Source organism: Yinghuangia sp. ASG 101 (assembly GCF_021165735.1).
Taxonomy (GTDB): domain Bacteria; phylum Actinomycetota; class Actinomycetes; order Streptomycetales; family Streptomycetaceae; genus Yinghuangia.
This window is the reverse complement of record NZ_CP088911.1, coordinates 5314357-5340588: the sequence shown is the minus strand read 5'-3', so window position 1 is coordinate 5340588 and position 26232 is coordinate 5314357. Positions and strand designations below refer to the sequence as shown.

The following is a 26232-nucleotide window of genomic DNA, read 5'->3' as shown; positions in this document are numbered from 1 at the left end:
TGCCGCGCGCCCGCCCGGGCTCGCCGCCGCCCCGGTGCGCCGGGACGGCGGACGGCCGGGTACGGTAGGCGCGTGGTCAACAGGAATGCACTGCGTGCCGGAGCGGTCGCGGCCGGCGTGACGCTCATGACGCTCATCTCGTCGCCGGCCTTCGCCCTGACGCGCGACGACGGCGACGACCCCGGTTCGGGTCTCAGCATCGGCGAGACGCTGGGCTACTTCGTCGGGCTGCCGATCCTGATCTTCGCGGTGATCGCTTTCCTGGTGTCGCTGCCGGACATCATGCGCAAGGGCAAGAACTGACGGCACGTCCGGACACCGCGAGGTGTCCGGCGCGCGGTGCGCCGTGACCGGGTGACCGGTCGGCTTCGGCGCCGGACCGCGCACATCGAGAGCGCGGGGCCGCCGCGGGCGCGAGACGCGACCGCGCGGCGAACCGGAGCCCTTCCCGCGGCCCCCGGCAGGCCGTATGCGGGCCCGCAGCCCCTACAGCCCCCGCAGCACCCTCGCGAGCGACGCCGCCCGGGGGTTCACCGCGAGGTCTTCGAGCAACACCCGCCGCCCGGCCGGATCCGCCACCGGCAGAAGCCAGTTCGGATACTCCCGTGACGTGCCCGGGAGATTCTGCGGGCGGCGGTCGCCGACGGCGTCCGGCAGCCAGACACCGAGCATGCGGCACGGCGCCCGGACCAGCAGCCGGTGCAGGGCCTCGACCGTTTCCCGCTCCCCCGCGCCCGGCCGCAGCAGGCCCCGGGCCCGCAGGAGGTCGAGCCAGGCGTCCCGGTCCGCGTCCGCCTCGGCCCTCGCGTCGTCCGGGCTGCCCGTCAGCAGCCCCAGCGCGGCGCGCAGCTCCACGTCCTCGCCGGCCAGCCGGGAGGCGGTGGGGGCGAGGTCGTGCGTGGTGAGGGTGGCGAGCGACAGCTCCCGCCATTCCTCCGGGGCGGTCGGGCCCTTATCGGACTGCTCGAACCACAGCACCGAGGTGCCCAGGATGCCGCGTTCCGCGAGGTAGTCGCGGACCCAGGGCTCGACCGTGCCGAGATCCTCGCCGACGACCGCCGCGCCCGCGCGGTGGGCCTCCAGCGCCAGGATGCCGACCATCGCCTCGTGGTCGTAGCGCACGTACGCGCCGCGGTCGGGCCGGTTGCCGCGCGGGATCCACCAGAACCGGAACAGGCCCAGGATGTGGTCGACCCGCACCGCGCCCGCGTTGCGGAAGACGCTGCGGAGAAGTTCGCGGTACGGCGCGTACCCCGCCTCCGCGAGCCGCACCGGGTGCCACGGCGGCTGGCTCCAGTCCTGTCCGAAGGCGCTCATCGCGTCGGGGGGCGCGCCGCCCGTCGCGCCGAGGGCGAGGACGCCGCCACCGCGCCCCGCGCCGAGGATCCACGCGTCCGAGCCGTCCGGGTGCACCCCGACGGCGAGGTCGTGGACGACGCCGACGGCCATCCCCGCGGCGCGGGCGGTCCGCTGGGCGTCGGCCAGTTGCTCGTCGGCCACCCACTGGCACCAGCGGTGGAAGTCGATGCTCGGGGCGAGGCGCTGCCGGACGCGGTGGACCGCCGGCGAGTCGGGGTCGCGCAGTTCCTCGGGCCAGGCGTGCCAGTCCGGGCCGTGCTCCTCGACGAGCGCGCACCAGGTGGCGTGGTCGTCGAGCCAACGGCCTTCGGCGGCGAGGAAGTCCCGGTACGCGGCCTCACGACCGGGGCTGCGCGGAACCTTGTGGACGAGCGCGAGGGCCTCGCGCTTGGCGCCGCGGACCCGGTCGCGGTCCAGCCGGTCGGCCGGGTCGGTCGCCTCGTCGGTGGTCCGCAGGCGCAGCTCCTCGGCGACCGCGTACTCGATCGGGGTGAGGTACGCGTACTCGGGGATGGCCTCGACCCGGACGTACATCGGGTCGGTGAAGCGGCGGCTGACCGGCAGGTACGGCGACGGCTCGACGGGCGTCACCGGTGACGCCGCGTGCAGCGGGTTGACCAGTACGAAGCCGGCCCCGTGGCGGCGGGCCGACCATCCGGCCAGGTCGGCCAGGTCGCCGAGGTCGCCCATGCCCCACGAGCGGCGGGAGAGAAGGGAGTAGAGCTGCACCATGAATCCCCACGAGCGCCCGGAGGGAGGTGCGAGGCGGGCGGGGGTGACGGCGAGCGGCGCGGTCACGTGCCGCTCCCGGAGGAGGGTGCCGGGTTCGCCGCCGGATCCGCGCGGCGTGTCGGGGGTGGCGAGCACCCGGGCGTGCAGGGTGTGCCAGCCGATCGGGAGGTCGGCGGGCAGGGCGTACGCGCGCTCCTGGACGGCGGGGGCGGTTGCGTTGTCCGGGCGGCCACCGACTCCGCCGGTGACGGGGGCCGGGTGGCGGCCTCGTTCGGCGATGTCGCGGCGTACGCCGCCGTCCTCCTGTTCGACCCACAGTTCGACCAGTGCCCCGGGCGGGGTGTGCACCGGGAACGTCTCCGAGCGGCCGACGCGGGTCACGACCACCGGCGGCAGGAGCCTCTGAAGCCGCGCGCGTTCATGCGCGGCGAGCGAACTCCGCACGTCTTCGGGGGTGTCGGCGGGAACGCCGAGCGCGGCCAGCACCGCGCGCACGGTCGCCTCCTCCGCGTGGACGACGTCGCCACGCCAGCCGTGGTGCTCCGTCGCGACGCCGTACGCGCCGGCGAGGCGGGCCAGATCACCGGTGACCGGCTCGGCGGCGGGCGGGGCCTGGTACTCGGTGGTCGTACGCTCCATCCCGCGAGCATGGCAGCTGGGTACGCGGTTTGTGACCGTTTGCGGCGCACGTCGCCCGATGGGGCGCTCCCGCGCACGAGTGGCGTGGGCGGGCAGCGCCCCGGATCAGACGGCGACGGCGGCGGACCGACTGCCTCGTCCGGCAGGGTCCGCCGCCGTCATGCGCTTGCGGCTTGGTCGTATGCGGGGAACTTTTCGAAATGCCCTTTTGGGGCGGCGCTATGGTCGAAATGCTGGTGCTGACGTTGGTGCTGAGGCTGATGTTGGTGCTGGTGGTGATGGTCGGCACGGCCGACGCCGTACTCCTCGGCACCGTAGGGCGCGAGGTACGGGTCCCAACGCGGATCCCGGAAGCCCGTGCCGATGATGCGCCAGGCCAGACCGCTGGGCTGGGCGGGCTTGCGGTGCATCCGCCACCCCAGCTCCGCGATGTAGCGGTCGCTTTTGACGTGGTTGCAGCGGCGGCAGGCCGAGACGACGTTCTCCCAGGTGTGCTGCCCGCCCCTGCTGCGCGGGATGACGTGGTCGACGCTGGTCGCGGCGCCCCCGCAGTACACGCAACGACCCCCGTCGCGCGCGAAGAGCGCGCGGCGGGTGAGCGGCACCTGGCCTCGAAAGGGAATTCGGACAAACCGGGTCAGTCGGATAACACTCGGAACGGGGATTTCGGTGGTGGCGCTGTGCAGAATGCTGCCGGATTCCTCCAGGCAGGTGGCCTTGTTGTTGAGCACGAGAATGAGCGCCCGTCGTACGGAAACCACGCACAAGGGTTCGTACGACGCGTTGAGGACCAATGAATGCGGCACGTAATGCCTCCTTTTACGCCTGCGGCACGTGGCTCGTGCCGGGACGATCGGCTCCCAGTGTCGCCGTCCACCTACCCCTCGCGCTACAAGGAATCTCCCGGTTCACCTCGGAGTGGGCGGTCGGCGGCGGGTTTAGGATCCCGTCATGACGCGCCCGGACTATCCCGCCGCCCCCCGGTCCGACACCGTCGAAGTGCTTGGCGGACACGAGGTTCCCGACCCTTTCCGCCCGCTTGAGGACGCGGATTCCGAGGCGACCCGGGCGTGGTCCGCGGCACAGGCCGAGATTTTCGCCACATCGGCCCGAGGGCAGCGGGCGCGCGCCGCATTCCGCGACCGGATCGCGGGCCTGACGGCGACCGGAACGGTCGGCCCTCCGGTGTGGCGCGGCGACCGCCACTTCCTCCGGCGCAGGCTGCCGGACCAGGAGCACGCCGTGCTCCTGACCGTCGATCCGGACGGGACCGAGCGCGTGCTGATCGATCCGATGGCCCTGGATCCGTCGGGCACGACGACGCTCGACGACTGGCGGCCGTCCCTGGAGGGCGACCTGCTGGCCTACCGCGTCTCGCGCGGCGGGACGGAGGAGTCGGAACTGTTCGTCCTCGACGTGGCGACCGGGCGTGTCGTCGACGGGCCGGTGAGCCGGACGCGCGAGTCGCCGCTCGCCTGGCTGCCGGGCGGACACGCGCTGTATGTGCAGCGCAACCTGGCCCCCGAGCACGTGCCGGAGGACGAACGCCAGTACCACCGCCGGGTCTACCTCCACCGGCTCGGCACCGACCCGGACGCCGACGACGTCGAGGTCTTCGGCGCGGATCAGGACAAGACCGCGTTCTTCCAGGTGACGGTCTCCGCCGACGGCCGCTATCTGGTGGTCGGCGCGTCCGAGGGCACGGCACCGCGCAACGACGTGTGGCTGGCCGATCTGACCGTGTCGGGCCCCGAGGCCCCGGTGTTCCGGCCGGTCCAGACGGGCGTCGACGCGCGGAGCCGGGTGCTGCCGGGCCGCGACGGGCGGCTGTACATCCTCACCGACCTGGACGCCCCGCGCGGCCGGCTGTGCGTCGCCGACCCGGGCGCGGACGACCTCGGCCCGGACGCGTGGACCACGCTCGTCCCGTCCGACCCCGAGGCCGTCCTGGAGGACTACGCGATCCTCGACGGCCCCGGCCTCGGCGACGCGCCGGTGCTGCTGGCGGCGTGGACGCGGCACGCGGTCGGCGAGCTGACCCGGCACGACCTGCGGACCGGCGCGCGCACCGGGCGGGTGACGCCGGGCGGCGGCGCGACCGCCGCCCCGGGCTCGATCGGAGTGCTGCTGGAGCGGCCCGAGGGCGGCCACGAGGCGTGGTTCGGCTGGTCCGACCACCGCACGCCGTCGGCGGTCCACCGCTTCGACGCGCGGACCGGCGAGGTGTCCGTGTGGGCCGCGGCGCCGGGGGCGGTCGCGCTACCCGACGTGCACGTGCGGCTGGAGGAGTTCGCGTCGAAGGACGGCACGACCGTCCGCGTGTTCGTCATCGCCCCGACCCCGGAACCCGACGTCCCGCGGCCGACCGTGCTGTACGGCTACGGCGGTTTCGCGATCCCCATGGCCCCCGGTTACGCGCCGGGCGTGCTCACCTGGGTCGAGGCGGGCGGCGTCTACGCGATCGCGTGCCTGCGCGGCGGCAGCGAGGAGGGCGAGGCCTGGCACCGGGCGGGCATGCGCGAGCACAAGCAGAACGTCTTCGACGACTTCCACGCGGCGGCGGAGCACCTGGTCGCGCGCGGCTGGACGGCTCCCGGCGGCCTCGGGATCAGCGGCGGGTCCAACGGCGGGCTGCTGGTGGGCGCGGCGCTGACGCAGCGCCCCGAGCTGTACGCCGCGGTGGTCTGCTCGGCGCCGCTGCTCGACATGGTCCGGTACGAGCGCTTCGGCCTCGGGCGCCTGTGGACCGACGAGTACGGGACCGTCGAGGTGCCCGAGGAGCTGGGCTGGCTGCTGGGCTACTCGCCGTACCACCACGTGCAGCCGGGCGTCGAGTACCCGGCGGTGCTGTTCACGGTCTTCGACGGGGACTCCCGGGTCGACCCGCTGCACGCGCGCAAGATGTGCGCCGCGCTCCAGGAGGCGCAGGCGGGCGACCGCCCGGTGCTGCTGCGCGCGGAGTCGGACGTGGGCCACGCGGAGCGCTCGGTGAGCCGGTCCGTCGACCTGTCGGCCGACACCCTGTCGTTCCTCGCGCGGTGGACGGGGCTGACGGCGGGGGCGTGAGGCGCGCGGCCGGAGGCGGGCCCGCGCCGTCCGGCCCCGGGCGGGCGGGTTCCCGCGTGCCGTTACCGTGGTGGGGAGTCTTCACCCCGCAGAGAGGCCCTGTACGTGTTCGTTCCGGCGTTCCCGGCGCTGTTGGCCGCGGCGGCTGATGGGGCCGAGGGGGGAGGCGGCCAACAGGACACCGGGAAGGTGTCGGGCTGGTTCGACCAGCACGGCGAGACCCTGGTGGTGACGCCGTTGCGAATCCTGGCGATCATCGTCGTGGCGCTGGTCCTGCGCGCGATAACCCGCAGGATGATCACGCAGTTGATCGGCCGGATGGCGACCGACGGCGCGAACGGCGGCGGGCGCCCGGTGACCGGCTTCCTGCTCAACGCCGAGCGCCGCCGCCAGCGCGCGGAGACCGTCGGGTCGGTGATGCGCAGCATCGCGTCGGTGGTGATCCTCGGCATCGCGACGCTGCTCGTCCTGAGCGAGCTGAACGTCAACCTCGCGCCGCTGCTGGCGAGCGCGGGCATCGCGGGCATCGCGATCGGCTTCGGTGCCCGCAACCTGGTCACGGACTTCCTGTCCGGCATGTTCATGATCCTCGAGGACCAGTACGGCGTCGGCGACCTGGTCGACGCGGGCCCGGCCTCCGGAACGGTGATCGAGGTGGGGTTGCGCATCACGAAGCTGCGCGACACCGACGGCACGGTCTGGTACGTCCGCAACGGCGAGATCAAACGCGTCGGCAACCACAGCCAGGGCTGGGGTACCGCGAAGATCGACGTCCAGGTGGGATACCGCGAGGACGCCGGCAAGGTCCGCGAGCTGATCGTCCGCACGATCGAGGCCCTGGCGGACGACGAGGACTGGAGCGAGATGGTGTGGGGCCCCGGCGAGGTGATCGGCATGGAGTCGGTGACCGCCGAGTCGGTGGTGCTCCAGGTGCGGGTCAAGACGATGCCGGGGCAGGAGTCGGCGGTCGCGAGGGAGTTGCGCGCCCGGCTCAAGGAGGCCTTCGACGACGCCGGCGTACGGCTGTCGGAGCCGGTCGTCACGGTCGTGCCGCCGGCCCCCGAGGCCGGCCCGCCCGCCGCGGCGGCGGACGACCCGCCCGTCGCGCCCCCGGGTGCGGCACCGCCCTCGGGGCAGCCGCAGGCGCCCTGACGGGGGGCGGACCGGGTTCCGCCGGACCCCTCCGCGGGACGGCGCCCGTCTGCGAGGATGGTCCGGTGAGTGAATCGACGGCGGACAGTTCCCCCACCTTCTACGACGCCGTGGGCGGCGAGGAGACCTTCGTCAAGCTGGTGCACCGCTTCTACGAGGGTGTGCGCGCCGATCCCCTGCTGCGGCCGATGTATCCCGATGAGGACCTGGCCGGAGCCGAGGAGCGCCTGCGGTTGTTCCTCATGCAGTACTGGGGCGGGCCGCGCACGTACAGCGACCGGCGCGGGCATCCGCGGCTGCGCATGCGCCACGTGCCCTTCGCGGTCACCCCGGCGGCGCGCGACGCGTGGCTGCGCCACATGCGGGCGGCGGTCGACGATCTCGCGCTGGCCGAGCCGTACCGCTCGCAGTTGTGGGACTACATGGTCTACGCGGCCGATTCCATGGTGAACACCGCGGGGTGACCGGGTCGCGCCCCCGCGCGGAGACAGGCATTCGGAGCGCATCAGTCGTCGTGCCCCGGTCGTCGGGGCGTCTGCGGAGGGCCGCACGTGGAGGAAGCCGGGCAGGGGACAGCAGCGACACCGGGAGCACGGGGCAGGGGCGCCGACGGCGAGGCGCCCGGCGAGGCCGCGCCGGGCACCCGGGGCACCGACTTATCGGCCGACGTCCTTCGGGCGGTCCCGCCCGAGGCTCCCGCACCGGCCGCGGTTCCGCACCCGCGCGGGGCGCCGCCCGGTCGCGCGTGGTGGCGGGACGCGGTGTTCTACCAGGTCTATCCGCGCAGCTTCGCGGACTCCGACGGTGACGGCATCGGCGATCTGCCGGGCGTCACCGCGAGGCTGACGCATCTGCGCGACCTCGGGGTCGACGCGGTGTGGCTGAGCCCGTTCTACCCCTCCCCAATGGCGGACGCGGGGTACGACGTCGCCGATCCGCGCGGCGTGGACCCGCTGTTCGGCACCGCGGACGACTTCGACCGGCTCGTCGCCCGCGCGCACGGGCTCGGGCTGCGGGTGGTCGTCGACATCGTCCCGAACCACACGTCGCACGAGCACGCGTGGTTCCAGGCCGCGCTCGCGTCGCCGCCCGGCTCGGCGGAGCGCTCGCGCTACCTGTTCCGCGACGGCCGGGGGCCGGGCGGCGACGCGCCGCCCAATGACTGGACATCGCAGTTCGGCGGGTGCGCGTGGACGCGGATCCGCGAGGCCGACGGCCGCCCCGGGCAGTGGTACCTGCACCTGTACGCCCCGGAGCAGCCCGATCTGAACTGGCGCAACCTCGAGGTCCGCGCCGAGTACCTGTCGGTGCTGCGGCACTGGCTGGACCGAGGCGTGGACGGCTTCCGCATCGACGTCGCGCACGGTCTCGTCAAGGCCGCGGGGCTGCCGGACGCGGGTGAGATCCCGCAGGGCTGGGAGGGCCGGATGCACCACCGGCTGCCCTACTGGGACCAACCCGAGGTGCACGACATCTACCGGGGTTGGCGGCGGGTGCTGGACTCGTACGAGGGCGAGCGGATCGCGGTCGCCGAGGCGTGGGTCCCGCACCCGGAGCGCCTGGCCGCGTACACCCGTCCGGACGAGCTGCATCAGGCGTTCAACTTCCCCTACCTGATGGCCGGTTGGGACGCGGAGCGGATCCGCCGCGTGGTGGACGCGTCCTTGGCGGCGGCCACGTCGGTCGGGGCGCCGCCGACGTGGGTGCTCGCGAACCACGACGTCGTGCGCGCCCCCACACGGCTCGGCGGCCTGGACCGGGCGTTGGCCGCGCTGCTCGTCGAACTCGCCCTGCCCGGTTCGGTGTACCTGTACCAGGGTGAGGAACTGGGGCTGCCGGAGGTACTCGACCTGCCGGACGGGCTGCGGCAGGACCCGGTGTTCCTGCGCTCGGGCGGGGCCGAACGCGGCCGGGACGGCTGCCGGGTGCCGCTGCCGTGGTCGAACGACGGTCCGTCGCTGGGCTTTTCGCCGTCCGGTCGGGCGTGGTTGCCGCAGCCCGAGGCGTGGCGGGGGCTGACCGCCGAGGCGCAGGCGGCGGATCCGGAGTCGACGTTGGGGCTGTACCGGCGGGTGCTGCGGCTGCGCCGGGAGCACCCGGCGCTGGGCGGTGACGCCAGGCTGCGGTGGCTGCCGTCTCCGCCGGGGACACTCGCGTTCGCCCGCGACCCCGGTTTCACGTGTGCCGCGAACCCGACGGACGCCGCCGTGGAATTCGCCGGGTACGGAAGGCTGTTGGCGGCGAGCGGCGCGGTGGCGCCGGCGCCCGGCGGCGGATGTGTGCTGCCGGCGCATACGACGGCCTGGTGGGACGCGGCCGGTTGACGCGGGGCCCGCACGGGTGGCCCCGCGTGCCGTCCCCCCCTTGGGTCGGTACGCGGGGCCTGTGCCCACCGGCGCTTCACGGGGTCGTCCGGCGGGCTGGAACCAGACTGGCGACGCCCGGGCCGCCGCGCCACGGCGGGCGGGGTGCGGTTACCGGTCCAGGACACAGGAGTTGCGTACCGCGCACGTTCGTTCGGATTCGGTGACACGCGGCCGGGCGGGACCGGCGGGCGTGAGTTGCGCGGAAGGGCGCGCGGTGGCACGGGAGTCGCCTCCCGCACCACCGCGCGCCCCGGAGGCCGCCGTTCGGCGACCGTGGTGCGCGTGCGTGCGAACGCCGGGGGCTACCCGACCAGTTCGCGGTCCCGCTCACCCGCGTCGGGATCAGCCTCCGGCTCCGCGGTCTCCTTGGCCAGCTTGCTCGGCCACCAGATCTTCTGCCCGATGTCGTGCGTCAGCGCGGTCACCAGGACCGAGCGGACGATGAACGTGTCGAGCAGGACACCGAGGGACACCGCGAAGCCCATCGTCACGAAGCCGACCAGCGGCATCGCGGTGAACACCGCGAAGGTGGCGGCGAGGACGAGGCCCGCCGACGTGATGACGCCGCCGGTCGCCGACAGCCCGATCAGCGCGCCCTTGCGGGTGCCGTGTTTGACCGACTCCTCGTGGACGCGGTGCATCAGGAAGATGTTGTAGTCGATGCCCAGCGCGACGAGGAAGACGAACACGAACAGCGGCAGCGACGGATCGCCCCCGACGAACCCGAAGACGTTGTCGAAGACGAACGCGCTGATGCCGAGTGCCGCGGCGAACGACAGCACCACCGTGGCGACCAGCAGGACCGGCGCCAGGATGGACCGCAGCAGCAGACACAGGATGATCATCACGGCGATCAGGATCAACGGGATGACCACGACGTTGTCGCGCGACGACGACTTCATCATGTCGAGTGTCAGCGCGGGCCCGCCGCCGACGATGGCGTCCGCGTCCGGAATGGCGTGCACCACGTCGCGGATGTCCTCGACGGTGTCGCGCGCCTGCCCCGTATCGGTCGGAATCGTCAGCGTCAGCTCGATCTCGGCGCGGTCGGCCGACTCGTGCAGGACGTGGACGCTCGGCGGATCGACGTTCGGAACCGACTTGAGCGCCTCCAGGACGGCTCCCGCCTGCGCCTTGTTCGCGATGACGGTCATCGGATCACCGGCGCCCTGCGCGAAGTAGCGGCCCTGGACCTCCATGCCGACGATCGATTCCGGCTTGTCGGTGAACTGGTCCTTGAGCTTGACGCCGCCGGTCTGGAGCATCGACAGGCCGATCGCCGCGATGCCGAGGACGACCGTGGTGGTGACCCAGACCGTGCGCGAGCGCCGCGCGATGACACCGCCGACGCGGTCCCAGATGCCGCCCTTGTGCACGGACTCGTCGCCGAACCTCGGCACCTTGGGCCAGAACGCCCACCGGCCGACGATCACCAGCAGCGCGGGCAGCAGGGTCAGCATGACCAGGACGCCGACGCCGATGCCGATCGCGCAGACCGGGCCCATGCCCTGCGTGGAGTTCATGTCGGCGGTGAGCAGCACGAGCATGCTGACCGCGACCGTCGCCGCACTCGCGAAGATGGCCGGTCCGGCGCGGTGCAGCGCGTGGGCCATGGCCTCGTGACGGTCGTCGAAGTTGTGCAGTTCCTCGCGGTAGCGGGCGATGAGCAGCAGCGCGTAGTCGGTGCCCGCCCCGAAGATCATGATGTTGAGCACCGCGAAGCTCTGGCCGTTGACGGTCACCCCGGCCTTGGTGCTCAGGTAGACCGCGGCCCACGCCGACATCATCGCGAAGATCGCGGAGAGCAGCGGTACGAACCACAGCACCGGTGAGCGGTACGTGAGCAGCAGGATCACCACGACGACACCCATCGTCGCGAAGAGGATCTTGCCCTCCAGGCCCTCGAACGCGGCGGCCTGGTCCGCACCGACGCCCGCGGGACCGGTGATGTAGGTCTTCAGGCCGGGCGGCTGGGTCGCGGTGGCTTCCTTCATCGCGTCGACGGCGTCGACGAGGTTGTTCCAGCCGTCCTTGGCGACCTCGATCGACACCAGGGCCTGGGCGGCCTTGTTGTCGTCGTCGTACGAGGGGGCCGGGACGGGGCCGATCACGCCCTCGATGCCGTTGAACCCGGCCACGTTGTCGGCGATCGCCGCGCGGTCCGCGTCCTGGAGACCGTCCGGGTTCTCCCACACCACGACGGCGAGCACGGTCGTCTCGTCGCGGAAGTCCTCCTGTTCGTCGACGACCTTGGTGGACTCGGCACTGCCGGGCAGCCACGCGGCCGTTTCGTTGTTCTGCGCGTCCGAGAGCTTCATGCTCAGCGGCGACAGCGCGATGACGACGATGATCCAGGCGGCCAGGACCATCCATTTACTTCGGCGTCCGCACGTCTTGGCGGCGATCGCCTTCCAACTGTTCATTCAGTCCCCACAAACGCGATATGTCGCGAGCCTTTTCACGGACACGATGTATCGCGTCTCGACGGGGTGTCAAGGAAACAATCGAGCGGTTGGAACAGACGTCGTATTGGTCCAGACCCCGCCTGTTCGAAAGATGTTCGAAAAGCCGCGTCGACCGCCCATCCAACAGCTCGCGTACGCTACGGCGCCAACGCTTTTTCGCCGCGCGGACGCCGCCGGAGCGCACGGCGGGCGCGCGATTCGGCCGCCGGCGACCGCGCGTGTGGTAGAGCGCGGCGGGGCTCGGTCAGGGAGTGGAACGGACCCGCGTCACGAACGGATCCGCGTCACGGCGCACCGCGGCCGTAGTGCAGCGGCGACCACGCGCCCAGCCACACGAAGCCGGCCGCGAACACCACCAGCACAACGGCCAGGGCACGCCCGCGCAGCCGCGTCGCGGCGGCCACGAACAGGGGGAAGGCCGTCCACACGAAGCGCGGCTTGCTGCCCTGCGCGGACGCGGTGAACGACAGCAGCAGGACGCCGAGTGTGAACACCGTGATCGCCGGGGGGAACTTCTCCCGCAGCAACCAGACCACACCGATGACGGCGAGGACGAAGAACACGGTGTGCATGAGGTTCTGCGCGGGCTCGGCGCGCACCGAATCGTCCAGCCACAGCACGCGCTTGACGGTGTTGACGCCCCAGTCGGTGTGCTGGTCCCAGCCCTGTTCCTGGGTCTTGAACCAGAACCGGGCGTCGTCGTACCGAAGCGCTCCCCACACGAGGTACGCCGCGCCGCCGATCGGCGACAGCAGCGGCGCCCACAGGGCCTTCCAGTCGCGGTCCCGGTGGATCGCGATCCCGGCGGCCACCGCACACGCGAGGCACAGCGCGACCATGTTGGGGCGCACGGAGGTGCCGATGCCGGCCAGCACGCCGGCGAGCAGCCACTGCCGCTGGCACAGCGCGAGCAGGCACAAGGCGGCCAGCAGGGCGGCCAGCGACTCGGAGTAGAGGAACCCGAAGACGAACGCCCCGGGGAAGAGGCAATAGAGCAGGGCCGCCCGGTCGGCGACCCGGCGCCCGCGCAGGTGGTCGGCCAGCTTCCACACCGCGAACGCGCTCGCCGCGCCGAGGACCACCGACACCAGCAGCGCCGCGAGGACGTACCGCCCGCCGAGCGGCCACGCGACCGCCTTGACCAGCATCGGCAGCAGCGGGAAGAAGGCGGTGTTGTTGGCGGCGACATCGCCGGTCGCCGGATCGACCGGCAGGTGGTCCGGATAGCCGAGCCGGGCGACGTCCAGGTAGTTGGACGCGTCCTTGAAGATGAAGTGGAGTTCCCAGCCGTCGTACTTGCGGCGCTCGATCGACGGCACGTAGCGCTCGTTGCGGTCGCCGAGCCAGGTCCAGACGCCAAGCGTCAGGATCCACGTCGAGAAGTAGGCGAGCAGCGGGAAGGCCCACGGCCGGGGAAGCCGGTCGCTCAGCGAGCGCGGGACACCGGGGGCGTCGCCGACGGTCGCCGTGACGGTGGTCTGCGCGCTCATCCCCGACCTCCCGGGCCGTGCGGGCTCTGTGGGCTCTGTGGGTTTTGCGGGCCGCGCGAACCCCGCGGGCCGGGGGCGCCGGGAGTCAGCAGGAGGCTCGGGCCGCCGGAGCGGCGCACCGAGACGGAACCGTAGGGCGCGTCCAGGCGCAGCCAGCCGCCCACCGCGAGCACGGTGGCCTCGGCGCCCGCGTCCACGGCGCCGAGGAAGCCGAGGGACGCCGCGGCGTGGGCCGCGCGCAACGGCAGGTGCGTCCCGGGCGTCCCGCCGAGGGTCTTGCTCCACACGTCCTCGGCGATCCGGTCCAGCACCGCGCGGGTGCGCTCCTCGGTGGCCAGCGCCTCCATCTGCCCGCGGAACCGCCCCACCGCCACGGCCACTTCGCGGACCAGGCCCGCGATCGGCAGCGTGGCCAGGGTCGTCCACCCGGTACGCGGCGGGAGCATCGCCGTCCACGGCGGACCGGTGACCGGAGGCGGCACCGTCACGGTTGGCGGCTCGCCCGCGTCATCCGCGGGGGCCCGCGTCGACGCGTCGAGGAGTTGTCCCGCCGAGACGGTGGTGTCCACGCGCAGCGACTCGGCGAGTTCGCCGGTGCGCAGCGCGATCACCCCGGACGTCCCGCCGCCGAACGGCACGCGGCCGAATGTGCCCAGCACCGGACCGTCGGCACGCAGGTGGACGACGGCGGCCCGGTCGTAGCGCAGCAGCCGGACCAGGTACCCGGCCAGGTCCGCGGCCCCGGACGCGTCGGCGAGGCGGAGGAGGGTCATGGGGTGGTCAGGCCTCCAGGAAGCCTTCGAGGTATCGCCGTTCGTCGTCGTTGAGGCGGCGCGGGCGCTGTCCGTCGAGAGAGTAGGGCACCAGCACCGACGCGGCACGGGCGTAGACCCCGTCGTCGTCGAGGATTTCGTACGCGAGCCGGAAGCGTGCCGCCCGGATGTCGGTGACCCAGGTCTCGATCCGGACCGGCTCGGGACGCCACACCAGCGGACGCTGGTAGTCGATCTCGTGGCGGGCGATGACGACGCCCTCGGCGAGGGTCTTGGCCCCTTCCCTCTGCCCGAGGACGAACATCATGTCGACGCGTGCCTCCTCCAGATAGCGGAGGTACTGCACGTTGTTGACGTGCCGGTAGGCGTCCATGTCGGACCACCGGAGGGTCGCCTGGTACACGTGCCTGGCCACGATCGGCCCTTTCTGTGGTGGTGCCGGTGGTGCCGGTGGTGCCCCGATCGATCACGGGCCGCGCGCCGGGCGCGTTCCCGCCGGACGCGCCCGCGCGCACGGCACGGCCCCCGTCCGGGCTGGTGCGACGGGGGGCCGTGCCGGAGGGACCGGTCAGCCTCGGGTGAGCTTCTTGTAGGTCGCCCGGTGCGGGCGGGCGGCCTCGGCGCCGAGGCGCTCGACCTTGTTCTTCTCGTACGACTCGAAGTTGCCCTCGAACCAGAACCACTTCGACTCGCCCTCGTACGCGAGGATGTGCGTCGCGACGCGGTCGAGGAACCACCGGTCGTGGGAGACGACCACGGCGCAGCCGGGGAACTCCAGGAGCGCGTTCTCCAGCGACGACAGCGTCTCGACGTCGAGGTCGTTGGTCGGCTCGTCGAGGAGCAGCAGGTTGCCGCCCTGCTTGAGGGTGAGCGCGAGGTTGAGGCGGTTGCGCTCGCCGCCGGACAGCACGCCGGCGGGCTTCTGCTGGTCGGGGCCCTTGAAGCCGAACGCGGACACGTAGGCGCGCGACGGCATTTCGACCTGGCCGACGTTGATGTAGTCGAGACCGTCGGAGACGACCTCCCACAGCGTCTTCTTCGGGTCGATGTTCGAGCGGCCCTGGTCGACGTACGAGACCTGGACGGTCTCGCCGACCTTGATGCTGCCGCTGTCGGCCTTCTCCATGCCGATCAGCATCTTGAACAGCGTGGTCTTGCCGGCGCCGTTGGGGCCGATGACGCCCACGATGCCGTTGCGCGGCAGGGTGAACGACAGGTCGTCGACCAGGATCTTGTCGCCGAAGGCCTTGCCCAGCTTCTCGACCTCGATGACGACGCTGCCCAGGCGCGGGCCCGGCGGGATCTGGATCTCCTCGAAGTCCAGCTTCCGCATCTTCTCGGCCTCGGCGGCCATCTCCTCGTAGCGGGCGAGGCGCGCCTTGCTCTTGGCCTGGCGGCCCTTCGCGTTGGAGCGGACCCACTCCAGCTCTTCCTTGAGCCGCTTGGCGCGCTTGGCGTCCTTCTGGCCCTCGACCTTGAGACGCGTCTGCTTGGTCTCCAGGTACGTCGAGTAGTTGCCCTCGTACGGGAACGCCCGGCCGCGGTCGAGCTCCAGGATCCACTGCGCGACGTTGTCGAGGAAGTACCGGTCGTGGGTGACCGCGACGACGGTGCCGGCGTACTTCTCCAGGTGCTGTTCGAGCCACTGCACCGACTCGGCGTCGAGGTGGTTGGTCGGCTCGTCCAGCAGGAGCAGGTCGGGCGCCTCGAGCAGGAGCTTGCACAGCGCGACGCGGCGGCGCTCGCCCCCGGACAGGTTGGTGACCGGCCAGTCGCCGGGCGGGCACCCGAGGGCGTCCATGGCCTGTTCGAGCTGCGCGTCGATGTCCCACGCGTTGGCGTGGTCCAGGTCCTCCTGGAGCTTGCCCATCTCGTCCATGAGCGCGTCGGAGTAGTCGGTGGCCATCAGCTCGGCGATCTCGTTGAACCGGTTGAGCTTGCCGAGCGTGGCGGCGGCCCCTTCCTGGACGTTCTCCAGGACCGTCTTCTCCTCGTTGAGCGGAGGCTCCTGCAGGAGCATGCCGACCGTGTAGCCCGGTGCCAGGAAGGCGTCGCCGTTGGAGGGCTGCTCCAGGCCCGCCATGATCTTGAGCACGGTCGACTTGCCCGCGCCGTTCGGCCCCACGACACCGATCTTGGCGCCGGGCAGGAACGACAAGGTCACATCGTCAAGGATCACCTTGTCGCCGTGCGCCTTGCGGGTCTTGCGCATCGTGTAAATGAACTCCGCCATACCTCAACCGTATCCTATTCGTATGGACGCAGAGCCGGACCGGGCCAGTGACGGCGACAGCCGACATCCGTTGCGAGACCGCCCGGACGCTCCCCTGGCAGGCACCCGCCGCGAAGCGCGTGCGCGCTCGCGCCGACGCGGAGAACCGGCAGCAATCTACTGCCGAATCTCTCATGCCCGGGACGAGGACCACACCGGGGTCGGCCGCCAGGAGCTGTCGTGCCGCCGGGCCGCCGAAAAGCTCGGCCTCCTCGTCGACGACGCGCTGGTCTTCGTCGACCACAGCCGCTCCGCCTGGCAGCGCGACGGGAGGCGCCCGGGCTGGGACGCCTTCATCCGCGCCGTGCGGGACGGGAGGGCCCGGCACGTCCTGGTGTACGCCCCCGACCGCTTCTTCCGGCAGCCGCACGACCTGGCGGAGCTGCTGGACGTCGCCGAGGCCCACGATGTCACCCCGCACGGCCGGGCGGGCGGGCGCGACCTCGCCGACGCCGGCGACCGGTCCCTGCTCCGGGGCGAGATCGCACGCGCGTGCCGCAGCGCCGACGACGCGTCGCGGCGGGCCCGTGCCACCACCGAGGAACGCGCGCGCAAGGGCAGGCCGCACGGCGGCAAGCGCCGCTACGGGTACGCCGCCGACCAGCGCACGGTCATCGAGCACGAGGCCGCGATCGTGCGCGAGATCTTCACCCGCTACCGCGACGGTGCGACCGTGCGCGACCTGGCCAAGGACCTCAACGCCCGCGACGAGCGGACGGCGCAGGGCAACATCTGGAACGACTACACCGTGCGCGCCGTCCTGAACAACCGCCACGTCGCCGGAATCCAGGTGTTCCGGGGCGAGGAGATCGGCGACGGCGACTGGCCCGCGATCATCGGGCTCGACCTGTGGACCGAGGTCCAGGCCCGCCGCCGGTCGATCCGCTCCGCCTACGCGGACCCGACCGGATCCGCGCCGCGACGCTTCTACCTGCTGCGCGGGCTCGTCACCTGCAAGTCCTGCGGCACGCATATGGGCGGGTCGGGTGGCCGGTACCTGTGCAATCGCCTGCAACGGCTGGGCGGCGACCTGTGCGGACGGGCGGCGGGGGCCGCGACCCTGGACGCCTTCGTGACGAACGCGGCGCTGGACATCCTGGAGACGCTCGCCCCCGACCGCCCGGCGGCGGCACCCCCCGTACACGACGACGCGGCGGACCGGGCCGCCGACGACGACGAGACCCGACTCGCGGAACTCCGGGCGATGTGGGACGCCCGCGAGTTGTCAACCGCGGAATACCGCGCGATGCGCAAGGCGGTGCGGGCCCGTATCGACCGCGCTCCCGCCCGGCGCACGCCGCGTCCGAGCACCGACGTCCTGCACGGCCTCACCGGCCCCGGCGCCCGCGACGCCTGGGCCCTGCTGCGCAAGGAAGAGGACCACGCGCGCATGAACGCCGTGATGCGCTGTCTCTTCGACGCCGTGGTGATCGACGCGGCCCGCACCCGGGGAAACCGCTTCGACTTCGGCCGGGTGAGCATCACACCGGCCCGCGACTGGTCCGCGTAGCCGCGCTCGTCACCGCGGCCCGCGTCGTCGGCTAGGTGTACTGCCCATTGAGGTTGGTGACGGATCGCACGAGGGTGCGGGGTTGAACAGGTGAGGGCCTTCCTTGTTCGGTGTGGATTGCGACATCTGCACCGACTGCAAGTAAGGCCCTCATGCTCCACCGTAATGCACCTCTGTCCGAGACCGGCCGGCTGCGTCTGGCCCGCTGCATCGTCGTGGACGGCTGGCCGCCGCGCCGTGCGGCGGAACGCTTCCAGGTCTCGCACACCACCGCGCGCCGCTGGGCGGCGCGCTACCGCGAACACGGCGAGGCCGGCATGCGCGACCGCTCCTCGCGTCCGCACGCCAGCCCGCGCCGGACCCCGACGCGGACCGAACGCCGGATCGTCAAGGTCCGGGTCCTCAAGCGCTGGGGCCCGGCCCGGATCGCCTACCTGCTCCGGCTGAATCCGTCCACCGTGCACCGCGTCCTGACCCGCTACCGCCTCGCGCGGCTCGCGCACCTGGACCGCACCACCGGCCGCCCGGTCCGCCGCTACGAACGCGCCGCGCCGGGCGAACTGGTCCACGTCGACATCAAGAAGCTCGGCCGGATACCCGACGGCGGCGGTCACCGCGCACTCGGCCGCGCGGCCGGCAAGCCGAACTCCACCGGCACCGGCTACGCCTACCTCCACAACGCCGTCGACGACCACTCCCGCCTGGCCTACAGCGAGATCCACGGCGACGAGCGCAAGGAGACCGCCATCGCGTTCTGGACCCGCGCCCGGGCGTTCTTCGCCGAGGCCGGGGTCACCGTCGAACGCGTGCTGACCGACAACGGCTCGTGCTACCGCTCGAAACTGTGGGCCAACACCCTTGCCGCGCAAGGAATCACACACAAACGCACCCGGCCCTACCGGCCGCAGACCAATGGCAAGGTCGAACGGTTCAACCGCACCCTGCTCGACGAATGGGCCTACGCCACCGCCTACCGGAGCGAGGCCGAACGCCGCGAAGCGTTCGGCCCCTGGCTCCACTCCTACAATCACCACCGCGGACACACCGCACTCGGCGGCAAACCACCCGCCAGCCGCGTCACCAACCTCACAGGGCAGTACAGCTAGGCCGCCCGCGACGCGGTCTCCCCCCGCGGCGTGGTCGGGAGCGGCGGGACCGCTGCGGGCTGCTCCGGCCGGGCCTCGCGCGGGCGGGCCCGCGTGAACCGCGCGGTGCCACGCGCGAGATCGTGCCCGAGCGAGGACGCCTCGACCTCGACCTTGGTGTGCCAGTGGTCGTCGCGCTGCCATGTCCGCACGTTGAGCCGGCCCGTGATGACCAGCGGGTCCCCCTTCTCGACGGAGCTGAGTGTGTGCTCCGCGAGCCGCCGCCAGGCGACCACGGAGTAGTAGCTGGACTCGCCGTAGGTCCATGTGCTGGTCTCCCTGTCGAATTTGCGCGGCGACACCCCGAAGCGGAATCGGGCGAGCGGAACCCCGCTCGGCGTGGTGGCCGAATACACGTCGGTGACGACGGTGCCGACCAGGGTCACGTAGGTGTCGTTCACAAAGCGGCCTTCCTCGCTTCTCGTCTGCGGTGTCCGGGATCCGGGTCCGGGATCCGGTCCGGGATCCGGGCGCGGTTTCCGGTGACCCGCCCGGCGCCCGCACTGCCGGCGGCGCCGGTCGGTGCCGTGCGTCCACCATCACCGAAACCGCGCCACCGACCGGACCGCCCGCGGGAAACTGTGGACAACCTCGGCTGTGGACAACGCGGATCACCCGGACGAGGGATGGCGACGCGGAGGTGCGTGTGAGGCGCCGGGCGGGCGCGGTCACCGCACGTGCAACGGCTCCCGGGCCGCGACGAACAACGCGTGTGCCTCGCGATACCGCTCCAGTTCCCCGGTCGCGGGCCGCACCAGGTATTCGTCGGCGATGTCGGCGACCCGTCCGGACAACTCGCGGCGCACGGCCTCGCGCCGGGCGCGGTCCGAGGCGGCGCGCCACGTGCGTGCGGCGTACCCGCCCGCCACCGTCAGCGGCACCCCGACGACCAGCGGAAGCAGGCCCGCGTACAACGCGCTGTCGCCGCCGAACGGTTCGGCCCCGGCAGCCGCGAGCACCAGGCCGACGACACCGACCACCGCGAGCACGGCCCCCGCCCGCACGGACCAGACGGCCGCCCGCACGCGCGCGGGCAGGGCCGGGCGCTCGACCGGCGCGACGGACAGCTCGGTGGCCAGCACGGCCGACACACGCCGCACGCTGCGTCCGAGGACCCTGCGCACTCCGTCGGCCCAGGGCTCGGGCATGCCGCGCGTCAGCTCGGCCGCCGCGCCGCGCACCGCGAGGTCGACCCGGTGGGTCTGCACGGGCACTCCCGGCGGATCCGCCTCGGGTCCGTCGGCCCGGCCGTCGCCGGGGTCGACGTCCGCACCGCCGAGGCCGGCACGGCCCGGCCCCGGACGACGACGAACCGCGCGTCCCGTACCCGGTCCACCCGCCCGATCACCCCGCGGCGCCGCGGCGGCCCCGATCCCTGCGGCCGAGCCCAGCCGGTCCACCAGGTCCGCCCGCACCCGGTCCGGCACCGTCTCGGCTCCGGGCACCGGCCCGGCGAACTCCCGGTCGAAGCCCTCGGCGACGCGGTCCAGGTCGGCCGACAGGCGCAGCACCGCCGCACGGCGTCCCGCGGCGATCCCGGTGACGATGTCGCGAAGCTCCTGAAGGCCCTCGCCGGTCACCGCGGACGTCGCGACCACCCGCACTCCGGCGAGCCCGTCCGCGGCGAGCAGCCGCCGCAGGTCGGCGAGGCAGGCCTCGGTGCCGCCCTCGGGCAGCCGGTCCGTCTGGTGGAGCACGACGGTCATCACGTCGCCGTGGCACGACAAAGGGCGCAAGTAGCGCTCGTGGACCGGCGCGTCCGCGTACTTCTGCGGGTCGAGCACCCAGATCACGTGGTCCGCCGCCGCCGCGAAACGGTCGACGTCGGCGCGGTGTTCGTCCTCGACGGAGTCATGGTCGGGCAGATCGACGAGCACGAGCCGGGACAGCACCGGTTCCCACAGCGGTCCCGACGCGTCCAGCGCGCCGTGCCTCGGGATCTGGCGTCCGCGCGGAATGCCGAGCAGATCGAGCAGCGGCCCCGCACCCTTCGGATCCCACGCACACGCGAGCGCCGTCACCGTGGTGGGCCGCCGCGCCCCCGTCTTCGCGAGGTCGAGCCCGACGAGCGCGTTGAAGAGCGTCGACTTGCCGGCTCCGCCGCCCCCGGCCAGCGCGATCACGGCGTGCTGCGGGGCGGTACGCAGCCGGACCTCGGCCCGGTCGACCAACGCCCGTGCCTCGGCGAGGTGTTCGGCGGGCAGCCGCCCCTCGCCGATCTCGATCATGCGGGCCAGCGCGGACAACCGGGCGAGCAGGCGCGCGGGTTCCTCCTCGGTGCCGACGTCGTATCCGGGGTACGCGCCGGTGAAGCGGTCGATCACGTCCCTCACCCCGCTCCCGGCGCCGCGTCGTCCGTCTCTTCCACTCCTCTGCCCGCGTTCGTCCGCAGCACGCGGACGGCCCGCAGGCGCAGTTCGCGTTCGGCGTCGACGAAAGCGCCGGCGCGCTCGCGCAGCGCCGCGCGCACGGGCGCGATGTGTGCGGCGAGTTCGGGGGTGAGGGCGGCGTGCGCTCGGCGGGCCGCCGCGTGCGCCGCCCGCGGGACCTCCGCGCGTGACCGCGCGGTGCCGTCACCGTGCGTCGGCCCCAGCGCGGCGACGACGACAAGGACCGCGTCGCTCCGCGGAGCCGCCGCTCCGTCGGGGACACGCGCCGCGGTCTCGCCGAGCCACGCCGCGACGGTCTCGGCCGCGGCGTCGGCCGGGGACCCTCCCGGGAGCGGGGATCCGGCGGCGAGAACGTCGCGGTACGCGTCACCGCCCGCGATGGTGTCGGCCACGACCAGCGGCGCGGGTGACGCCGAGCCGAACCGGCGGCCGACGCCGCCCCCGGGCCCGACCGCGCCGCGGTACCCCGGAAAGGCCCGCGGCGCCTCCGGCGAGGGCCCCGGCGCGCCGTACGGGCCGGGCGCGAACACCCCCGAGGCCCGGGACCAGGCGTGCCCGCCCGTGCGCGCGATCAGCTCCGCCCCGCCCGGCCGACCGCGCCAACACCTCTCCGTGACCTCCGCCGCCCGCTCGGCCACATCGCGCAGCAGCGTCGCGACCGCGTCCGCCAGCGCGCGTTCGATCGCGGGGGCGTCCGGTCCGGGCAGGCCGTCGGCGTGCCACGCGCGCCATCGGGCCAGCGTCTCCCCGCTCAGCGGCTCACCGGCACGCAGCGCGGAGTCCAGGTGCCGGTGCGCCGCGGCGTACACCCGTTCGACGCAGCGGGCGAGGGTGGCCGCGGCGGCGTGCTGCCGGGTGGCCGCCCGGGCGACGACCTCGGCGCGGGCGGGGAGGCTGCGCAGCGCTCCGCCGAGTGTGCGGTGGACGGCGGCCTCGCGCGCGGCCGGCCGGGTGGCGCGTTCGTACAGCCAGTTGCGTACCGGCGCGATGTTGCCGCGGGAGAGCATGTGCCGGACCAACGGCACCTCCGGCAGGACGAACAACGGCACGCGCCCCAGTCCGGCGTTCTCCAGAAGAGCCGCGAAGTGGCCGCGCACCTCGTCGAATTCGCCGACGCCGACCCGGTTGAGGACGATCCCGATCTCGGTGGTGCGCTCGCGTGCGACGCGCAGCAGGTGCCACGGCACGGCGTCGGCGTAGCGGGACGGGGTCGTCACGAACAGCCAGACGTCGGCCGCGCCGAGCAGCCGGGCGGCGAGGTCGCGGTCGGCGTCGACCGCGTCGACGCCGGGGACGTCGAGGACGGCGAGACCGGCGGGCACCCGGTCGTCGACGTGCAGCACCAGCGAGGGCCCTTCGCCGGCCGGGCGCGGCCCGCCCGCGACCCGGCGCAGCCCGGGCAGCACGCGCGCGCCCGCGAACCAGTGGCGCTCCGATGCCCGGCACACCAGCACCGGGACGCGCGTCGTGGGGCGCAGTACCCCCGCCGGGCTGACCTCGCGTCCGATCAGCGAGTTGACCAGCGTCGAACGCCCGGCCCCCGTCGGCCCGGCGACCGCGGCCAGCAGCGGCGCCTCCGGGCGGCGGAGCCGGGGCAGGACGTAGTCGTCGATCTGGGCCACAAGCTCGCGCCGGGTGCGGCGGGCCTCGTCGGCTCCGGGAAGGTGGAGGGGGAGGCGCGCGTCGTGGGCGTCGTACCAGAGGCGGGCGACCGCCTCGGAAACGCCCTCGCCCGGGTTCACCGCGTCATCACCACCCCGGAACCATCCCCCGATCCCGGCGGAACGGCACCCACCCGTTTCGGTGACTTGCCGTCAGGGTCGGCTCGGGCCGCCGACCGCCGCCGACGGCGGTGCCTCCGGCCGCGGGACCCGGGTCGACGACGGTGTCGGGGCCGGAGGGCGCGGCCCTCCGGAACGGCGACCGCCCGGGTCACCGGCTCCCGCCGCCGGGCCCGGCCGCGTCACCCGCCCGCGCCCAAGGCCACCGCGACGCCGTCGCGCGACGAGCGTTGCGCGGCCTCGATGACCTCCAGCACGGTGACCGACTCGGCGACCGGCACCGGAACCGGCCCCTCGCCGCGCAGCGCCGCGGCGAACGCGCGGTAGAAGTCCTGGTACGCCCCGGGCAGCGTCGGGACGGCCTCCTCGTCGCCGGGTGTGCCCACGCGGCCCCAGGCGTCCGCGGGCTCGGTGCCCCAGCCGGGCGACCCCGGGACGCCGCCCGCCCGCAACGCCGCCTCCTGCACGTCCATGCCGTACTTCACGTACGCGGCCTTCCCGCCGAGCACCCTCAGGCGCGGGCCGAGGTCCGCGGCCGTCGCGCTCATCCACAGGTGGGAGCGCACTCCGCCGGCGTGGGTGAGGGCCACGAACGAGTCGTCGTCGACGACGACGCCGGGCCGGCCGCGGTCGAGTTCGGCGTAGACGAGGCGGGGTCGGCCGAAGAGCGCGACGGCCTGGTCGACGAGGTGGCTGCCGAGGTCGTAGAGGATGCCGCCGAGCGCGGCCGGGTCGGCGTCCTCTTTCCACGCGTCGCGCACGGGTTCCGGACGCCAGCGTTCGAATCGGGACTCGAAGCGGTGGACCGCGCCGAGCCGACCGTATGCGATGAGCCCGCGCAGTGTCCGAAAATCGCCGTCCCAGCGCCGGTTCTGGTACACGCACAGTGTGCGGCCGTGGGCTTCGGCGAGGGCGGCGAGAGAGCGCCCTTCGTGCGCGGTGCCGGCGAAGGGCTTGTCGACGACGACGTGCAGGCCGGCGTCGAGCGCCTCGCGCGCGAACGCGGCGTGGAAGCGGTTGGGCACCGTGACGACCGCGACGTCGAATGCGTCGCCGCGGGCGAACAGCTCGGTGGCGGCGGGGATCACCTCGACGTCATCGCCGTACCGCGCGCGCACCGCGGCGGCGCGCTCCGGGTTGCCGGTGACGACCGCGCTCAGCTCGTACTCGGGCAGGGCCGCGAGGAAAGGCGCGTGGAAGGCCGCCCCGCCCAGGCCGTACCCGATGAGTGCCGTGCGCAGGGGTTCGGTCGTGTTCATGTGAGAGTGTCCTCGCAAATCCATGGCCGCGACCCGCCCGACCGGACGCGATGGGGCACGGCCGCCCGCAGGCCGTACGTCGCCCTTGTCCGTTTTGGCCGAAACGACAGCGCGTCCTGATCACATTCTGGCCGCCAACTGCGTCTGATCAGGTAACGGTCGATGCGGCAGGGGCAGTACCGGAGTGAACCGGCTCTATTGTGTTGTGCCGCGGCCGGATCCCGTGCATGATCCTCAATCGCCCAGCCCCCGTAGCTCAGCGGACAGAGCAGGCGCCTTCTAAGCGCTTGGTCGCAGGTTCGATTCCTGCCGGGGGCACAACACCCATGGGTGAAGACGAGGATACCCGGTGTGATCGCCGGGGCGGGCGGCCGGGTCGCGGGGGTGGAATCCGGTCCCCGTTCGGGCCGGGGCCCAACGCGTTCTCCGCCGTGACCGGTTCCCCCGAGTGGCGCAGCCGCCGGGTCTCTGTTGTGATCGAAAAACCCGGTCTTCAACCGAAGGGAACAGGCCTGCCATGGACGCGACCAACCTCAAGGCGCGCGACGTCATGCACGCGGGCGCGCAGTGTGTCTCGGAGAACTCGTCCCTCATGGACGCCGCGAAGATGATGAAGGACCTCGACGTCGGGTGTGTGCCGATCTGCGGTACCGACGACAAGCTGAAAGGCCTGGTCACCGACCGCGACATCGTCATGCACTGTTGCGCCGAGGGGCGCGACCCCGCCGCGGTGCCGGCCGGCGAACTGGCCGGCACGCTGCACTGGTGCGACGCCGACGCCGATCTCGCCGACGTCCTCGACATGATGGAGACGCACCAGATCCGGCGCATCCCCGTGATCGACTCCACCAAGGGCAACCGGCTCGTGGGGATGATCAGCGAGGCCGACCTGGCCCGCAACATCTCCGACCGCCAGCTCGCCGAATTCGTCGAGAAGGTGTACGCGACCGCCTGACGCGCGCCGCCCACCACCCGGAACCGGGGGCGCCCCGCGACGTCGCGGGGGTGCCGCCGGTTCCGCCGCGCGTCCGGGCCTCGCCCGGGCACCCCCCGCGACGCGCACCGGGGTCTCACAGGAACACAGGCTCGTTCTCGGCCCGTTCGCGGACGGCGTGGAGCCAGACCCGGCGGATGAACCCGCTCGGCGCGCGGATCACCGTCCAATAGGCGCGGAACAGCCGCCGCGTGCGTTCGTCCGTGGCCCACACGCGCGTCTCCGTCGACACCGTCGAGCCGCGCCGCAGGAAATTGAAGCCGATCTTGAGGTGCCCGGGGGCGTCGAACTTGGCGAACACATCGGACGGCAGGTCGGGGGGCAGCACGCCGGTGGCCCGGAACGCGGGAGTGGTGACCGAGCCGATGACCAGCTCGTTGTCGAGGCGATCGAGGACCGCGAAACCGTCCTTGGTCATCGACGCGACGATGCGCGCGTCGGCGCCGGCGGGGTCGCGGCCGAGGAAGCGCACGGCCATCAGGGCCCGGAACACGGGCACTTCACGCCACGTCACGTCCTCCACGGCCCGGAAGACGGTGTCGGCGTACGCGTCGATCTCGATGGTGTGGCGCTCGCGGAAATGCCACTCGGGCAACAGCTCGTCCAGGCGCATTGCGGGCGGACCCCTCTCGCGGCGTTGAACTCGACGGGTCCGCACGCCGCATGGTCCGGGGGACGCGGGGCCGGGCAGCCGGGCACGGGCCGTGCTCTTGATCCTCGCGCCGAAGGGGACCGGGCTCGTCCGCCGGAGGAAGGGTTCGCTCCCTGCCCCGCGGGCTGTACGCGCCACCGCACTACCGCGTCAGAACTACTTCCCCGGCATTACCCGCCGCGCCGCG

19 protein-coding genes, 1 tRNA gene and 1 pseudogene are annotated in these 26232 nt (G+C 73.1%); 9 read left to right on the top strand and 12 right to left on the bottom strand.

All coding sequences use genetic code 11. The features are described 5' to 3' along the window. The first annotated feature begins 72 nt into the window (after window positions 1-72). On the top strand, window positions 73-303 hold the full coding sequence (locus tag LO772_RS22950; protein ID WP_231773913.1) for a hypothetical protein: 231 nt from the start codon (window positions 73-75) through the stop codon (window positions 301-303). 183 nt (window positions 304-486) lie between these two features. On the opposite strand, the gene malQ is transcribed toward LO772_RS22950, so the two are convergent. Together malQ and LO772_RS22940 are read right to left on the bottom strand one after the other, a co-directional pair. After that, window positions 487-2730 (bottom strand): 4-alpha-glucanotransferase, encoded by a 2244-nt coding sequence (malQ, locus tag LO772_RS22945; RefSeq protein WP_231773912.1) that lies wholly within the window; start codon window positions 2728-2730, stop codon window positions 487-489. A 302-nt stretch (window positions 2731-3032) separates the two neighbouring features. Beyond that, window positions 3033-3536: pseudogene (locus LO772_RS22940) on the bottom strand (HNH endonuclease); the annotation flags it as partial. 145 nt (window positions 3537-3681) lie between these two features. Here LO772_RS22940 and LO772_RS22935 point away from each other — a divergent pair. From LO772_RS22935 to LO772_RS22920, 4 genes are all read left to right on the top strand, one after another. Continuing rightward, window positions 3682-5796 (top strand): prolyl oligopeptidase family serine peptidase, encoded by a 2115-nt coding sequence (locus tag LO772_RS22935; protein ID WP_231773911.1) that lies wholly within the window; start codon window positions 3682-3684, stop codon window positions 5794-5796. Window positions 5797-5901: 105 nt separating this feature from the next. Then, window positions 5902-6948 carry a mechanosensitive ion channel family protein gene (locus LO772_RS22930; RefSeq protein WP_443089303.1) on the top strand — a complete coding sequence of 349 codons (1047 nt, stop codon included), beginning with the start codon at window positions 5902-5904 and terminating at the stop codon, window positions 6946-6948. 65 nt (window positions 6949-7013) lie between these two features. Continuing rightward, on the top strand, window positions 7014-7412 hold the full coding sequence (locus LO772_RS22925) for a globin (RefSeq protein ID WP_231773910.1): 399 nt from the start codon (window positions 7014-7016) through the stop codon (window positions 7410-7412). An 87-nt stretch (window positions 7413-7499) separates the two neighbouring features. Beyond that, window positions 7500-9272, top strand: coding sequence for a glycoside hydrolase family 13 protein (locus LO772_RS22920; RefSeq protein WP_231773909.1), 1773 nt, complete (start codon window positions 7500-7502; stop codon window positions 9270-9272). Between the two features lie 344 nt (window positions 9273-9616). Here LO772_RS22920 and LO772_RS22915 read toward each other — a convergent pair whose 3' ends face one another. From LO772_RS22915 to ettA, 5 genes are all read right to left on the bottom strand, one after another. Further along, window positions 9617-11737: an MMPL family transporter gene (locus tag LO772_RS22915; RefSeq protein WP_231773908.1), complete on the bottom strand. Its 2121-nt coding sequence runs from the start codon at window positions 11735-11737 to the stop codon at window positions 9617-9619. 326 nt (window positions 11738-12063) lie between these two features. Then, window positions 12064-13269, bottom strand: coding sequence for a glycosyltransferase family 39 protein (locus LO772_RS22910; RefSeq protein WP_231773907.1), 1206 nt, complete (start codon window positions 13267-13269; stop codon window positions 12064-12066). Next, window positions 13266-14042, bottom strand: a complete 777-nt coding sequence (locus LO772_RS22905; protein ID WP_231773906.1) for a hypothetical protein — start codon at window positions 14040-14042, stop codon at window positions 13266-13268. Before LO772_RS22905 ends, LO772_RS22910 begins: the two co-directional genes overlap by 4 nt. A gap of 7 nt (window positions 14043-14049) precedes the next feature. After that, entirely contained in the window at window positions 14050-14457 is a 408-nt protein-coding gene (locus LO772_RS22900; protein ID WP_231773905.1) for an acyl-CoA thioesterase, read from the bottom strand. 153 nt (window positions 14458-14610) lie between these two features. Then, window positions 14611-16275 carry an energy-dependent translational throttle protein EttA gene (ettA, locus tag LO772_RS22895; RefSeq protein WP_231773904.1) on the bottom strand — a complete coding sequence of 555 codons (1665 nt, stop codon included), beginning with the start codon at window positions 16273-16275 and terminating at the stop codon, window positions 14611-14613. Window positions 16276-16297: 22 nt separating this feature from the next. Between ettA and LO772_RS22890 the strand changes: the two genes are divergently transcribed. Together LO772_RS22890 and LO772_RS22885 are read left to right on the top strand one after the other, a co-directional pair. After that, window positions 16298-17824 (top strand): recombinase family protein, encoded by a 1527-nt coding sequence (locus LO772_RS22890; RefSeq protein ID WP_231773903.1) that lies wholly within the window; start codon window positions 16298-16300, stop codon window positions 17822-17824. A gap of 152 nt (window positions 17825-17976) precedes the next feature. Continuing rightward, complete coding sequence (locus LO772_RS22885; protein WP_231773902.1) at window positions 17977-18930, top strand: IS481 family transposase; 954 nt, start codon at window positions 17977-17979, stop codon at window positions 18928-18930. On the opposite strand, the gene LO772_RS22880 is transcribed toward LO772_RS22885, so the two are convergent. From LO772_RS22880 to LO772_RS22865, 4 genes are all read right to left on the bottom strand, one after another. Then, window positions 18927-19370: a single-stranded DNA-binding protein gene (locus LO772_RS22880; RefSeq protein ID WP_231773901.1), complete on the bottom strand. Its 444-nt coding sequence runs from the start codon at window positions 19368-19370 to the stop codon at window positions 18927-18929. The genes LO772_RS22885 and LO772_RS22880 overlap by 4 nt on opposite strands. A gap of 267 nt (window positions 19371-19637) precedes the next feature. Then, window positions 19638-21302 carry a GTPase gene (locus LO772_RS22875; protein WP_231773900.1) on the bottom strand — a complete coding sequence of 555 codons (1665 nt, stop codon included), beginning with the start codon at window positions 21300-21302 and terminating at the stop codon, window positions 19638-19640. Next, window positions 21299-23101 (bottom strand): ATP-binding protein, encoded by a 1803-nt coding sequence (locus tag LO772_RS22870; RefSeq protein ID WP_231773899.1) that lies wholly within the window; start codon window positions 23099-23101, stop codon window positions 21299-21301. Before LO772_RS22870 ends, LO772_RS22875 begins: the two co-directional genes overlap by 4 nt. 221 nt (window positions 23102-23322) lie before the next feature. Further along, on the bottom strand, window positions 23323-24399 hold the full coding sequence (locus LO772_RS22865) for a Gfo/Idh/MocA family oxidoreductase (RefSeq protein ID WP_231773898.1): 1077 nt from the start codon (window positions 24397-24399) through the stop codon (window positions 23323-23325). A 245-nt stretch (window positions 24400-24644) separates the two neighbouring features. On the opposite strand from LO772_RS22865, the gene LO772_RS22860 reads away from it, so the two are divergent. Both LO772_RS22860 and LO772_RS22855 read left to right on the top strand, forming a co-directional pair. Then, a tRNA-Arg gene (locus LO772_RS22860) sits at window positions 24645-24717 on the top strand. Window positions 24718-24916: 199 nt separating this feature from the next. Next, window positions 24917-25354, top strand: coding sequence for a CBS domain-containing protein (locus LO772_RS22855; RefSeq protein ID WP_231773897.1), 438 nt, complete (start codon window positions 24917-24919; stop codon window positions 25352-25354). A 115-nt stretch (window positions 25355-25469) separates the two neighbouring features. Here the strand turns inward: LO772_RS22855 and LO772_RS22850 are convergent, their stop codons facing one another. After that, window positions 25470-26006, bottom strand: coding sequence for a hypothetical protein (locus tag LO772_RS22850; protein WP_231773896.1), 537 nt, complete (start codon window positions 26004-26006; stop codon window positions 25470-25472). Window positions 26007-26232 lie beyond the last annotated feature (226 nt).

Bases quoted from the DNA above. Each gene is read 5' to 3' on its own strand.
- LO772_RS22890 (WP_231773903.1), top strand. From the start codon at position 16,298: ATGGACGCAGAGCCGGACCGGGCCAGTGACGGCGACAGCCGACATCCG.
- LO772_RS22855 (WP_231773897.1), top strand. From the start codon at position 24,917: ATGGACGCGACCAACCTCAAGGCGCGCGACGTCATGCACGCGGGCGCG.
- LO772_RS22865 (WP_231773898.1), bottom strand. From the start codon at position 24,399: ATGAACACGACCGAACCCCTGCGCACGGCACTCATCGGGTACGGCCTG.
- LO772_RS22885 (WP_231773902.1), top strand. From the start codon at position 17,977: ATGCTCCACCGTAATGCACCTCTGTCCGAGACCGGCCGGCTGCGTCTG.
- LO772_RS22905 (WP_231773906.1), bottom strand. From the start codon at position 14,042: ATGACCCTCCTCCGCCTCGCCGACGCGTCCGGGGCCGCGGACCTGGCC.
- malQ (WP_231773912.1), bottom strand. From the start codon at position 2,730: ATGGAGCGTACGACCACCGAGTACCAGGCCCCGCCCGCCGCCGAGCCG.
- LO772_RS22915 (WP_231773908.1), bottom strand. From the start codon at position 11,737: ATGAACAGTTGGAAGGCGATCGCCGCCAAGACGTGCGGACGCCGAAGT.
- LO772_RS22935 (WP_231773911.1), top strand. From the start codon at position 3,682: ATGACGCGCCCGGACTATCCCGCCGCCCCCCGGTCCGACACCGTCGAA.
- LO772_RS22850 (WP_231773896.1), bottom strand. From the start codon at position 26,006: ATGCGCCTGGACGAGCTGTTGCCCGAGTGGCATTTCCGCGAGCGCCAC.
- LO772_RS22910 (WP_231773907.1), bottom strand. From the start codon at position 13,269: ATGAGCGCGCAGACCACCGTCACGGCGACCGTCGGCGACGCCCCCGGT.
- ettA (WP_231773904.1), bottom strand. From the start codon at position 16,275: ATGGCGGAGTTCATTTACACGATGCGCAAGACCCGCAAGGCGCACGGC.